Source organism: Thermus kawarayensis JCM 12314 (assembly GCF_055393575.1).
Window position 1 is genome coordinate 1,085,967 of record NZ_AP043756.1, and the last position, 13,846, is coordinate 1,099,812.

Here is a 13,846-nt window from a genome sequence, read left to right on the forward strand (position 1 = left end):
GCATACGCACGTGCCCGAAGAACGCACCACACGCCACTATCAGGACGACCATGCTTAAAGCCTTCAAATACCGCCTTTACCCCACCAAGCCCCAAACCCGGGACCTGGAGAAAACCCTGGACCTTTGCCGCCAACTGTACAACGCCGCCCTGCAAGAACGCAGGGGTGCCTACAAGAAGGCAGGAAAGACCGTAGGCTTCTACGAACAGAAGAGGTATCTACCCGAGATACGGGCCGAGCTGCCGGAGTACAGAGGCATTCATTCCCAGGTCTTGCAGAACGTCATCAAGATACGGGCTCTGCCCGTGACCGAGCGGGTGGATAAAGCCTTCCAGGGCTTCTTCCGCAGACTGAAGGAGAAAGGGAAAGCCGGATACCCTCGCTTCAAGGGAAAAGGACGCTACGACTCCTTCACCTTCCCCCAGGCCGGGGCTACCGGGGTCAAACTTCAAAAGGATGGAAAACGAGTTCTCATCTACGGCATCGGCTCGGTGAAGATAAAGCTACACCGCCCCCTGGAAGGCAAGGTAAAGACCGCTACCGTAAAGCGGGAGGGGGACCACCGGTACATCGTTTTCACCTGTGAGGTGGAGCCCAAGCCTCTTCCCCCAAACGAAAGGGCCGTAGGCATAGACCTGGGCACCAACCCCCACTTCCTCATCACCTCGGATGGCAAAACAGTGGAGGCCCCACGGTACTTCCAGAAGTCACAGGAGAAACTAGCCAACGCTCAAAGGGAGCTTTCCCGCAAGAAGATGGGCAGCTATCGGTACAGGCAGATCCAAACCCGGTTGGCCAGGCTGCACCGCAAGATTGCCAACCAGCGCAAGGACTTCCACCACAAACTTGCCAGGGGGTTGGTGAAGGAATATGGCACCATCGTCCACGAAGACCTGAACATACTTGGCCTGGCTCGTTCTCACATCGCCAAAGGGGTACTGGATGCCGGTTGGGCACAGTTTCTCCAAATCCTCGCCTACAAAGCGGAGGGTCAGCCCGGCAGGGCTAAGCTTGTGGCTGGTAGGCGGGTCATCGGGGTAGACCCCAAACATACAAGCCAGGATTGCCCGGTGTGCGGTCATCGGGAAAAGAGGCCGTTGTGGGTGCGGGAGTACACCTGTCCCCGGTGCGGTACCCACCTACACCGGGACATAGCGGCGGCACGGAACATCCTGGCAAAGGCTCGCACGGAGCCTGCGGGGACAGGGACGGCCCACGCCGTCCCATGAGAACCGCGGTCACGGGCGTAGCCCGTATCTTGTAGCCCTGCTCTTTAGAGCGGGGAGTCGTCACCTTCCTCCTGAGGAGGCCGCTCGGGTAGCGGATGATGCCGTGTACGGCCCCCTGCCCTTCTGAGGGAGAAAGGGGTTCCCAAACTACCTTGTGTTGGGTTAGAGTGAAATAGGGGTAAGTACAAACATGAAGTTCCTGGGTCGCTGGTGGCTGGTTGTAGGGTTCAGCGGACTTGTGGCGTCCTGTCAGTTGGGCGGGGTTCAACCCTCCAGTGCATCCCCTTCGGATGGGGACCCCATCCCTCCTGCTCTGGCTGAATCTCTTGCTGTGGGTCTGAAGGTTTCCACGAGCGGGCTTAGTCCACAGGCGGCAAAAGGGAAGAGCTACAGGATTGCCAGGGAAATGGTCTACGATATGTCTGGCAAGCCGCTACACCACTTGATTCTATTGGGGCCTGGGACTGGCGAGTTCTGGGCAACCCTGAGTGCACCGGACCCAGAGCATGCCCTCTTTGCGGTTGGGGCCACGGATAAGCGTAGCTTCTTCTCCTTCATCATCCCTGCCAGCAGTTTCAAGAGCATAGTGGAAACCCGGGACCGGGCAGGCTCCTTTAAGCGGTTCCTCAGCCCCACCCCCGGGGTTCTCTACCTGGAAGACCGCAGTGGGCGCATCTGGGATACCACCACGGCGACCGAGGTGGACCCGGCGGTTGTAGAGCAGTGGAGAAAGGCACAGCGGACCCTCATTGAGCAGAGGCAAAAGGACGGCATCCTGGACAAGATGAAAGAAGACTGGGCAAGGGTCCTTGCCGAAGCCAGCGGACAGGGCCTTAGCCCTCAGAGCACCGGAGTACCGACCCTAAGGGCGCTTACCTTGCCTGACGGCAGTCTGGATGTAGAGGGGTTTTTGACCCTCCTGGAAACCCAGATGGCTTCCAGGGGTATAAGCCCGCAGTATGTCAACGAGCGGGCTTGGTGTATGGGCTGGTTCTGTGCTGGCATGGGCTATGCCAGTGTGGTGAGGGGAAACCGCTACAACGGCGACATTGCCAACGACAGCCTTTACAACCCCAATGACCCGCAGGATTGCTCCACGCAAAACAAATGCGACATTGCTAATGGTCTTTTAGAGGGAGACCCGTTTGGGAATGAGCAGACAATAGCAGAATATCGTTATCTGCCGGACGGTACTTGGGGTGCTTGGGATTTTGGTCCTAGCGGGCTAATGCGCCTGGACTATGTCGGTTGCGGCCCCATGTCCATAGTTCGGCTCTTCAACTGGTACGCCTTCCACCGGGAACGGTTTGGAAGCGGCCCCAATGTGCATTTCGTAACCGTGAACGGAAGACCGCCAAGCTCTGAAAGGGAGCTCGCCCAAATCATGTTCGACCCGGTGCTCCTCGGGACACGGGATGGCATCAACTACTACCAGCCCAGGATTGCCCGCTACACGGACACCTGGCATTTCATGGGGCAGGGTATGACCCGGGATACCAATATGATTCCTGGGGCCAACACATGGATTAGTTACCACGCCAGCCCAGAAGGGAAAAACTGGGAGATGCGGGGTAGCCACAAGGCATTTGTGAACCTGGCTTATGCTGGGTCAGTACTCACTGTCGTAGGTATACCAATCTCCCTGATTGACTTCTCCCAACACACCTGGCGTGTGCGGGACATTGTGCGGGGTAAGATTGGACGGGACAACGAACCTGTTATTGCCCTCTATGCTACTGGTCGTGCTTTGGGGCTTGAGGGCCACTACGCCATGTCCCAGGCATACATTGTGCACGAGGGTTGGTTTTCCGCCAGTGTCCTCCTGTGGACAACAAAAGGTGCGGGGGACATACCACAAGGGCGGTATGTCAATGTAACCGATATGGGCTCTTTCTACAGCGGAGCATACGGCATGTACCGGAGGTGAAAGAGATGAGGTCCCTCAGAACAGTTGGGTTTTTTGGGCTTCTTGCCGGCCTCTCCCTCCTGCTTACCGCTTGCCCGGGGTTTGTTCCTGAGCGTATTCCGAGTTTGTTCGTGATGTACGAAGCCGGGGGTGTTTGTCAGGGGGTGATGGTGACGAATCACATGGGGGAGCAGTGGCGGATGTGGAGTTATGATCGAGGCAATGAGGAGTTCGTAACACTTCTCCCCCCAGGCCAAACCGTGCGCATCCCAGACCCCTTACCTTACCCCGAAATCACACGGTACAGCTTGAAAGGGCCTCAACTCCTTCCTCTGGGCCAGAAGGTACCCATAGACATAAGCTGGCACTGCTTGCCGGATAGACCTCCCGAGAGGTTTACGAGGGAGATTGAGAACGACCCCTCCAGGTACCTGTATGTCAGGGAAGACCCCAGGGCACCCAGCGGATTGCGCATCTACCTGGTCCTGGGAGAGCCACCCCGACAGTGAAGACCAATGCCGCCTACGGGCTTGTCAGCCTGCTGGCTAAAGTGTTCGGACAGCTTCACCCAGGGGGTCTGTCCACTCATCCCCCCAAAGGAGCAGGGCTTCATGTAAGGCTTCCTCGGGGGACATGTGGTTTTCCCCTTGGGGGAAGAAGAGGTCTAGAACAGGCTTTGTAAGGCGTATACCTCCTCCTAAGGCTAAATACGCGGAAGGCACTTCTGGGTACAGGGCGATTTTTCCTTTACCGGGACATAGCGGCCGCACAGAACATCCTGGCAAAGGCTTAGGCGGAGCCTGCGGGGATTGTGGTGGCAGTAAATGCTCTACACGAACCGTGGTCACGGGCGTAGCCCGTATCTTGTAGCCCTGCTCTTTAGAGCGGGGAGTCGTCACCCTCCTTGCCACGCGGTTTTCATCTCCGGTGCCTATGCTAATAGGGATGCGGCGGGGGTTTCTCCTCCTCCTGGGGTTCGCCCTGCTCCTCCTCCTTTTGGCCTGGCCTTCCCTTTTGCGTCTTGCCGTGGAGCGGGGCCTGGTTCTGGCGGGCTTTAAGGGCCAGGTGCAGGAGGTGAGGGGGCACCTCCTCCTGGGGCTGCGCTTAAGGGGGGTGGTGCTTAAGGGGGAAGGGCTTGCCCTCGAGGCGGAGGAGGTGCGCCTGGGCTATGATCTATTGGGACTTCTTCGCAAGGAGCTTCCCGTATCCCTGGTGGTAAGGGGGGCTAAGGTCCGGCCCACCTGGGAGGCCTTGATCCCGGAGAAACCGGGGCCTCCCCCCGCCATCCGGGTGGTCTTCCGGCAACTCCGTTTGGAGGAGACCCAGGTGGAGCTTCCCAAGGGGGAAAGGCTCTTTCTGCCTCCCGTCCGCCTCACCCTACTGGGGGAAAACCCCTATACCTTCGTGGCCCGGCTCCCCGGGGGGAGCTTCCAGGGGGAGGCCAGGGCCCTGGCCCCGGACCTCTCCGCCTGGGAGGTGCGCTACCAGGGAGAGGTGCGGGGGCTTTCCTTCTTCTACGAGGGGCTGAAAGGGGGCAGGCTCTGGGGGAGCTGGCGCCTTGGGCCCGGAGGACTGGAGGGGGAGAACCGGGTAGAGGGCGGGGTGGTGGAGCTGGTGGGCTTCCTCCTCACCGGGGTCAAGGGGGAGGTGGCCTTCCGGGAGGACCGGGTGGAGGCCAGGCTTCAGGGGGTGGGCCTCGAGGGGCCCCTTTGGGCCACGGGGGAGGTGGACCTGAAGGCCGAGCGCTACCGCTTCCAGCTGGAGGGGCGCCCGAAACTTCCCGCCCTGGCCCGCCACTTCCACCTGAACCTGCCCGTGGAGGGGGACGGGGCGCTCTTCCTGGAGGGGGAGGGCTGGGCCGAGGTGCGGCTAAGGGGGCGCTTCCAGGGGGAGGGGCGCTTCCTGGGGGAGGCTTTCCGCCACCGGGGACGGCTTTCCTTTGACCGGGTCTTCGCCCTGGGGGCGGAGGCCGAGGGGCGCCTTTTTGACCGCACCTACGCCCTGGCCCTGGACCTGAAGGGCGGGGGCTACCGCCTCCGGTACCAAGACTCCTTGGGGAGCGCCCTCGGGCTCTTTGGGAAAGGGGCCCGGGTCCGGGGAGAGGGCCTCGCCGCCTGGCCCAGGCCCCTGGAGGGCCTGGCGAGGGTGGCCTTCCGGGGGGAGGGGGGGCGCTGGCGGCTTTGGGTGCAAAGCCCTGGGGTCCGCCTTCCCCTTTTCCGGCCCTTGGACCTCTCGGGGGAGGTGGCGGGGGAAGGAAGCCTGGTCCGGGGGGCCCTGGGGCCTCTGGCCCTGGAGGGCTCCTGGGGGGACCTGGGCCTTTCCCTGCGCCCGGCCTCCCTGGTGGTGGGGCGCCTTCAGGGCCAGGGCCGCCTGCGGGGAGGCCGCCTTAGGGCCGACCTCCGCTACACCTCCCCCTACGCCGCCTTTCCCCTCTCCGTGCGCCAGGAGGGGGCGGGCTTTCGCTTTTATAGCCCTTACGGGGAGGGAAGCTACCGGGGCGGGGCCTTGGCCCTAAGGTTTACGGGGCTTCCCGTCCGGGCCCTGGACACCCTGGTCCTCTCCGGGGAGGCCCTTTACCGGGAAGGGGCCCTTTCGGGCAGGCTCCGCCTGGCGGGGCGCTACCTGGACCTCGTGGGAACCCTCCGCCCTCTGGGGGCGGACCTGGAGGGGCGCCTCCTTACCCCCTTGGGGGAGCTTCCCCTTTCCGGGCGCTACGAGCTTGGGGAGGGCCTCCTCCTCCGGGGCCAGGGCCTCACCCTCACCTACCGGGAGGCCCTGCGCCTCGAGGGGGAGGCGGACCTAGGCCCCTGGGCCCTCCGGGCGGACCTGGCCTTCGGCCAAGGCTTTTCCGGATGGGCCCGGGTGCGGGGGCCCTACGGGCTGGAAGGCCGCTTCCGGGGGGAGGGCGGGCGGCTTCTCCTCAGGCTTTTGGGGCCCGTGGAGGGGGAAGGGGAGGTCTTCCCCGCACTCCGGGTGCGGGGCCGGCTGACCCCGCCCCTTCCCCAGGGCCTGGAGCTTCCCCCCTTGGCCTTCCGCCTGGAGGGAAGGACCCTGGACCTCCCCGGGGTGGGGCGGGTGGCCTTCCCCGAGGGGGCCTTCCGCCTGGCCCTCCCCTTCCGCTACCGGGGGGAGGAGGGGAGGCTTTGGGGGGAGGGGGACCTAAAAGGGGGCCTTTTCCGCCTGGAGACCCGGTACGGGGCCCTGGAGGGAAGGGGGCCCTGGGGCGGCTTGGTCCTGGCCGGGGAGGGGGAGGTGCCCCTTCTCGGGCCCTGGCGCTTCCGGGGGAGGGCGGACCTCCCCGGCCTCCGCTACGGGGGAGAGGCGGTCTGGCCCCGGGCGGCCCTCCGCCTGGACCTAACGGGGGCGGGCCTTAAGGGGCGCCTCCTGGGCCAGGCCCCCGGGCTTAGGGTCATGGGAAGTTACGGGGAGGGGCTTGCCCTCCTCCTGCAGGCGGAGGGGTATGACCTTTCTCCCTTGGGCCTTCCCCTAAAGGCCCGGGGCACCTGGGGGACGAGGGGGGGGAGGCTTCGGCTGGAAAGCCCCTACGGGGAGGCCTCCCTCTGGGGGGAGGAGCTCCTCAGGGCCAGGGTGCGCCTCCTTGGCCCCTACCTGGAAGGGGAGGGGACGGCCTCCCCCCTGGGGGCCGCCCTGGCCTTCCGCGCCCACTACCGGCAGGGGGGGGTGGAGGTGGAGGCCCAAGGGGAGGGGGGCGGCCCCTGGCGGGCCCTGCGCTTCCGGGTGGCGGGGGAGGCCCGGGTGCCCTATTTGGGGCCCGTTCCCTTCCGGGGGGAGGTCTGGACCGAGGGGGGGGTGGGGTACCGCCTCCAGGGGCCGGTGTCCTTGGAAGGGGAAGGGGGGCGCTACCGGGGGAGCCTGGACCTGCCCCTGGCCCTCCTGGGCAGGGAGGGAAGGGTTTCGGGGAGGTTCCAGGGGGAGGGGCTCCGCCTCCACGGGGAAGGGGAGGGGGTGTGGGCGGGGCTTCCCTTCGCCTTCCAGGGGGGGTACGGGGAAGGGTTTTCCCTGAGCCTCCGCTACGAGGGGGGGGAGGTGGCCTTGGCGGGGGAGGAGGTCCTCCTGAACCTCTGGGAGGTGGCCCCCTTGGCCAAGGCCTTGGGGGTTCCCCTGGAGGGCGGGGTGGAGGCCCGGGTTTCCCTCCGGGGCGAGGGGGAGGGAAGGGCCTCCCTGCGCTACGGGGAGGAGGCCCTGGAGGCCACCTACCGGGGCAGGCTTTTGGAGGTCTTCCTGCCGGGGAGGGAGGCGGGCCTGGCCTGGGACTGGAAGACGGGGGAGGTCCGGGGCCTGGGCGGGCTCCGGGGAGAGGGCTCCCTCCGCTTCCGGGGTTTTCCCCAGGGGGAGGCGGAAGGGCGCTTCGCCTACCGGGGGGTGGAGGTGGCGCTTTCGGGGCCCTTGGAGGCCTTGGACCTTCGGGCCCGCTACGCTCAAGCGCCCTTGGGGGAGACCCTCCTCTCCGCCCGGCTGGACCTTCCCGCCTTAAGGGGCGAAGGGGAGGTGCGCCACGCCTCGGGCTACGCCGAGGGCCGGGCCCGGCTTTCCTGGCAGGGAGGCCGCTACCTCCTGGAGGGCCAGCTCAAGGGCCTCCGCTACCTGGAGCAGGAGGGGCCCTTCTGGCTTAAGGGCGAGGGGAGCCGGGTGGAGGCCCGCTGGGAGGCCCCCCTGGCCTTGGGCGCCCGGTATGGGGGGAGCCTGGACCTTTGGGCCAAGGGGAGGGGGGAGGTCCTGGGCCTCCAGGTGGTGGCCGACCTCGCCTACGGGCCCCAAGGGTACCGGGGCACCCTGGAGGCCCAGGGGAGGGGCTTGGCCCTCTTTGGGGAGGGGAAGGGGCCCTTGCGGCTTCGTCTGGAAGGCGAGGGCCTCCCGGGGAAGCTGGAGGCGGAGGCCTCCCTGGAGGGCCTAAGCCTATCGGGGGAGGGCCGCTACGCCCACGCCTTGGGCCAGGCCCGCCTCGAGGCCCAGGCCCGCTTTGCGGGAAGCCTTTCCCCCCTGGCCCTGGAGGGGGAGGGGGCCCTGGTGGGGCTGCCCTTCCGCTTCGCCTACCGCCCCGGGGGGGCCGGGCTGGAGGTTTTCGGGGAGGCCGAGGGGTTCCATCTGGCCCTGAGGGAGGGGCACCTTTCCCTGAGGCTGGACCGGGACCTCACCCCCTTCGGCCTGCCCGTGCGCCTCAAGGCCCAGGGGGAAGGCCCCTGGGACGCGCCCCTCTGGGTGGCCCTGGAGGGGAGGGAGGGGAGGATGGCCGGGGAGGTGGGGCTTTGGCCCCTTAGGGCGGAGCTTTCCGGGGAGGTCTTGGGGGAGGCCCTCCACCTCCGCTACGGGGAGGGGCTTGCCCTCACCTTCCTCGGCCCCCACCTCCAGGGGGAGGCCCGCTACCAGGGGGGGCTTTCGGGGGCCTTGGCCCTCCACTACCCCTTGCCGGGCGGGGGGCTTAGGGGAAGGGTGGACCTGGCCCGGGGCACCCTGGACCTGGAGGGGGAGGAGGCCTGGAAGGGGAAGGTGGAAGGGAGCTTCTGCCTGCCCCCACCCCTGGGGCCCTGCCCGGGGCTTAGGGCGGGGCTCGAGGGGGATCTGGCCTACGGGGAGGTGGCCTTCAGGGGAGCTTATCGCTACGTTGCCCGGGAGGGCTACCTGGGGGAGGTGGCCGGGGAGGGCGGGGTGTCCACCCCTTACGGGGGCCTCCGCCTTCTGGGGCGGGGATTGGGCCTGGACTTTCTGGGGGAGGGCCTGCCCCTTAATGGGAGGCTGGACCTCTTTCCCTTCCGCCTGGCCTACCGCTACCAGGGCCCCTTGCCCCGGGGCCTGGGGGAGCTTTCCGCCGAGGGCCTTTACCCCGGGGCCTGGCTTTCCGGGAGGTACCGCCTGGGGGAGGTGGAGCTTGGCCTTATGGGCCTCCCCGGCTTCCGGGTGGCGGTGGAGGGGGAAGGGCTTAGGGGAGAGGTGGGGCCCGGGGGGGTCTTTCTGGCCTTCTCGGGCTTCCGCTACGGGCCCCTGGCCCTCACGGGGAAGGCCCAGGGGCCTTGGTCGGGGGTGGCCCTGGAGGGGGTCTTTTCCGCCTTTGGGCGGGAGGCCAGGGCCACGGGGGTCTGGGGAAGGGAAGGCCTGCGCCTGGCCTTCTTTGGGGACCTGGAGGGGGAGGTGGCCTGGCGGGAGGCCTGGGAGGGCCGGCTGGCCTTCCCCGGGGGGGTCCTGGCCCTTTCCGGCCGGGGCCTGCCCCAGGTGGAAGGGGAGGTTTTGGGGGAGCGGGTGCGCCTCTCCTGGCCCCTTTTGCAGGTGGGGGGCCTGCGGGTAGACCTCCTCCGCCGGGAGGCCGAGGGGGAGGCGAGGCTATTGGGGAGCCTTGGGGTTTCGGGGGAAGGGGAGGCCCTGCGCCTGGCCTACCGGGTCCCGGGGGTGGGGCTTCCCCTGGAGGGGAGGCTTGGCCTTAGGGACCTGGCCCTGGACCTCACCAGCCCCAAGGGGGAGGGCGGGCTCCGCTACCGGGGGGGGAGGGTGGAGGGGAGGCTTGCCCTGGACCTCGGGGGTTTCGCCCTCGTCCTCCTGGGGGAGGGGGACCGGGTGGGCCTTTCGGGGGAGCACCCCGCCTACCCCTGGTGGGTGGCGGGGGCGGGGAGGCTCGAGGGAGAGGTGGGACTTGCCGGGACCTACCGCCTCCGCTACCGGGCGGGCCCCCAGACCCTGGCCCTGGAGGGAAGGCTCCTGGAGGCCACCTTGCGGGCGGAGGGGCCTTACGTGGAGGGGCTTCTCCGCTACCCTTCCTCCGGGGACCTGCGCCTGGACCTTCCCCTTCCCCCCCTGGAAAGCCGCTTCCAGGGCCGGATAGGGGGGGAGGGCTACCGGGTGGAGGGGACCCTGGTGGGGGGTGTGGGGCGCCTCCAGGCCAAGGGGCGGCTCCTCCCCTTGGAGGGGGAGCTCCTCCTGGAGGAGGCGGCCCTGGAGGACTTCCTGGGCCGCTACGCCCCCTATCTCCAGGGGAGGGTTTCCGGAAGGCTCGTCCTCCGGGGGTCGGAGGCCCAGGGCCAGGTGCAGGGCCGGGTGGAGGCGGCGGGGACCTCCCTGCCCTTCCGCTTCCAGGGGGCCCTGGGGGCAGGGCTTTTGCGGGGGGAGGGGAGGCTTGGGGAAACCCCCTTCCGGCTGGACCTCGAGGCGGGCAGGCTGGACCTAAGGGCCTCCCCCCGGGCCTTCCCCCTGCACCTCCTCCTGCAAGGGGTGGCGGGGCCCCTGGAGGGGGAGGCCTACTGGACGGGGGAGGTGCGCCTCCGCCTTCCCCTGGCCGAGCCCCTTTCGGGGGAGGGGGTGCTGGTGGGGGAGAGCCTGGTCTTCCGGGGAGGGGGGGACGAGCTCAGGGGAAGGGCGGCCTTCCGCTACCGGGAGAAGAGGCTTTACGTGGACTACCTCCGCCTTTCCGGCAAGGGCTCCTGGGAGGGTGGGGGGTACTGGAGCCCCGAGGGGAGCGACCTCTATCTGAACCTGAGGGACACCGTCTTCACCCCCGTGCTCCAGGTGGTGCCCGCCCTCAAACCCTACCGGCCCGAGGCCTCGGGAACCCTCCTCGCCCGGCTCAGGCGGGACGGTTTCCAGCTCGCCTTTCAGGACTTCCGCTTCCGCCTGGGGCCCGTGGCGGGCTACCTGCCCAAGGGGCTTCTGGCCCTGAACGGGGGGGCGGAGGCGGAGGGGGAGCTGGTCCTGAGCGCCCCCTTCCCGGGCCGGGGGCGGCTTGGCCTCGAGGGAAGCCTCGGCGACTTCCGCGTGACCGCCCAAGGGGCGGTCTCCCTCCCCGGGCTCAAGGAGGATACCCCCGCCCAGGTGGCCTTCCGCTACCCCACCTACGGGGTGGAGGTCCGCCTGGGGGAGGCCGAGGTCCAAGGCACCCTCTTCCCCCTGCGCCTCGCCGGGTACGGCCGCCTTCCCCTTTACTACCCGCAGTACTACCTGCAGGAGGGCCTCCTGGACGTCAAGGGCTTCTTCCTCTACGAGGAGAAGGGCGCCTACCACCTCACGGGGAACGCCGAGGTGGTGAGGGCCCGCCTGGCCTTGCCCGAGGGAAGCCAGCGCCAGCTCAAGGAGGGGGTGGCGGTGGGGGAGGCCCGGGCCTCCCTGCCCCTCTTCTTTGACGGCGTGCGCCTTTATGCGGAAAGGGGCATCCTGGTCCAGGAGAGCCTGGCCCAGGGGGAGCTCAGGGGCGAGGTCTACCTGGGCGGGACTTACCAGGACCCCTTCCTCACCGGGGAGGTCCAGGCCCTCTGGGGGAACTTCCGGCTCTGGGAAAGCCTCTTCGCCCTGGACCCCACCGCGAGCTTCCTCCGCTTCCGGCCAGACCGGGGCATCCTCCCGGAGTTCGCCCTGAGGGCCCAGGCGGAAACCCGGGGCTACAAGGTGTTCCTCGAGGCCAAGGGGGAGTTCCTCCGGGAAAACGGCCGGGTCAAGGTGCGCCTCGAGCCCCACTTCACCTCCGAGCCCCCCCTCACGGAGCCCGAGATCTACGCCCTCCTCACCCTGGGGACCCCGGACGTGGCCCGCCTTGGGGAAACCCTGCCCCAGGCGGCCTTGGGGGCGGCCTTGGAGAACCTGGTGCTGGGCCAGCTTGAGCGGGAGCTCTCCCGCGCCCTGGGCCTGGACCGCTTCCAGGTGCAGGTGCCCCTTTTCCAGGGCGGGGAGCTGGAGGCCACCCGCTTTTCCGTGGGCAAGTACCTGAGCCCGGAGCTCTTCCTGGGCTACGAGGTGGACCTCCGGGGGGAGCAGACCTTCTCCGCCCAGTACCGGAGGGACGGCCTCACCTTCACCCTCTCCTCCACCTTCCTGCCGGGGGACGGGAGGCTTGCCCGCTTCAGCTTCGCCCTGGGCTACGACCTCACCCAGGCCCTGGGCCTGACCCTGGCCCTCGAGGCCAACGACGCCACCCGCTTCAGCGTGGGCGCGGCCTACCGGTGGTAGCATGGCCCCGGTATGCGCGCTTTGGCCAAGCTGGCCCCGGAGGAGGGCCTAACCCTGGTGGACCGCCCTGTGCCCGAGCCGGGCCCCGGGGAGGTCCTGGTGCGGGTGGAGGCGGCGAGCATCTGCGGCACCGACCTCCACATCTGGAAGTGGGACGCCTGGGCGAGGGGCAGGATCCGCCCGCCCCTCATCACTGGCCACGAGTTCAGCGGGGTGGTGGAGGCCGTGGGCCCCGGGGTGAGGCGCCCCCAGGTGGGGGACCACGTGAGCCTGGAAAGCCACGTGGTCTGCCACACTTGCCCCGCCTGCCGCACGGGCAACTACCACGTCTGCCTGAACACGAAGATCCTGGGCGTGGACCGGGACGGGGGCTTCGCCGAGTACGCCCTCGTGCCCGCCGAAAACGCCTGGGTGAACCCCAAGGACCTCCCCTTCGATGTGGCGGCCATCCTGGAACCCTTCGGCAACGCCGTGCACACCGTCTACGCCGGAAGCGGGGTCTCGGGGAAGAGCGTCCTCATCACGGGGGCGGGGCCCATCGGCCTCATGGCGGCCATGGTGGCCCGGGCGAGCGGGGCCGGGCCCATCCTGGTCTCCGACCCCAACCCCTACCGCCTGGCCTTCGCCAAGCCCTACGCCGACCGCCTGGTGAACCCCCTGGAGGAGGACCTCCTAAAGGTGGTGCGGGAGGTCACGGGGAGCGGGGTGGAGGTGCTTTTGGAGTTCAGCGGGAACGAGACCGCCATCCACCAGGGCCTCATGGCCCTCATCCCCGGGGGCGAGGCGAGGATTTTGGGGATCCCTTCCGACCCCATCCGCTTTGACCTGGCGGGGGAGCTTGTCATGCGGGGGATCACCGCCTTTGGCATCGCGGGGAGGAGGCTCTGGCAGACCTGGATGCAGGGCACCGCCCTGGTCTACTCGGGGAGGGTGGACCTTACGCCCCTCCTCACCCACCGCCTCCCCTTAAGCCGCTACCGGGAGGCCTTCGGCCTTTTGGCCTCGGGCCAGGCGGTGAAGGTGATCCTGGACCCCAAGGCCTGAGGCGGCTATTTCGGTTCGGGGGAGAGGGGGCGTGGCCCCCCTCCCCCGTTAAGGTTTTTGTAAGCCCCCCTGATGGAGAATGGGGATAGGGACCATAGGGGTCCCGGAAAGGAGGCAGTATGCGTAAGGGCAAGGGATACGGGCTTCTCGCTAGGGGCTGGCTCTGGGTAGGGCTCCTTCTAGGGGTTGCCGCCTGCAGCGTGCCCTTCAACTACGAGATCAACGTCCTGAACTTTACGGACCTCTCGGGAACCTTCACGGTGGGGCAGGGGGGGATCAGCCCCAACCCCAAGACGGTGGGCCCCGTGGAGATCCGCTACACCCCCGACAGCAGGGTGAACCTCACGGGGGCTACCCTGGACTACAAGGTGTGCTTCACCTCGGAGACGCCGGGGGCGAGCTTCCAGGGGAGCGTGGTCTACACCGCCTACCTGGGCGGGGATGGGGGGACGCTCTTCCAGGACGCCAACAAGCTGGCCGAGGGCACCAAGGAGGTCTCGGCCCTCTCCACGGGGGCGGTGTGCGTGGAGGGGCAGGCCCAGGCCACACCCGCCCAGGTCCAGGCCCTGCAAAGCGGCACCTTCTACGTGGGGGCCAGGATCTCCGGGGACGCCACCAGCTCCCAGGAGGCCACGGTACGCTACCAGACCGAGCGCTTCCTCCTCCGGCTTTCCGGGACGGTGCGTCCGTAGGGGCCTTCTCTAGGGACGTGGGCCCCGCCCCA

General features: G+C 67.8%; 5 protein-coding genes. All 5 read left to right on the forward strand.

Annotated elements, in window-relative coordinates; genetic code table 11:
- Window positions 1-50: 50 nt before the first annotated feature.
- Entirely contained in the window at window positions 51-1,229 is a 1,179-nt protein-coding gene (locus ACZ5RK_RS06220) for an RNA-guided endonuclease InsQ/TnpB family protein (protein ID WP_093008496.1), read from the forward strand.
- Between the two features lie 190 nt (window positions 1,230-1,419).
- Window positions 1,420-3,156: a hypothetical protein gene (locus ACZ5RK_RS06225; protein WP_464908460.1), complete on the forward strand. Its 1,737-nt coding sequence runs from the start codon at window positions 1,420-1,422 to the stop codon at window positions 3,154-3,156.
- Window positions 3,157-4,080: 924 nt separating this feature from the next.
- The gene (locus tag ACZ5RK_RS06230) at window positions 4,081-12,078 is read left to right on the forward strand and encodes a translocation/assembly module TamB domain-containing protein (RefSeq protein ID WP_464908461.1); all 7,998 of its coding nucleotides are present in this window, start codon (window positions 4,081-4,083) and stop codon (window positions 12,076-12,078) included.
- A gap of 12 nt (window positions 12,079-12,090) precedes the next feature.
- A complete protein-coding gene (gene tdh, locus ACZ5RK_RS06235) occupies window positions 12,091-13,122 on the forward strand; it encodes an L-threonine 3-dehydrogenase (RefSeq protein WP_464908462.1) in 1,032 nt (343 codons plus the stop codon).
- Between the two features lie 119 nt (window positions 13,123-13,241).
- On the forward strand, window positions 13,242-13,814 hold the full coding sequence (locus tag ACZ5RK_RS06240; protein ID WP_054647228.1) for a hypothetical protein: 573 nt from the start codon (window positions 13,242-13,244) through the stop codon (window positions 13,812-13,814).
- The last annotated feature ends 32 nt before the right edge of the window (window positions 13,815-13,846 follow it).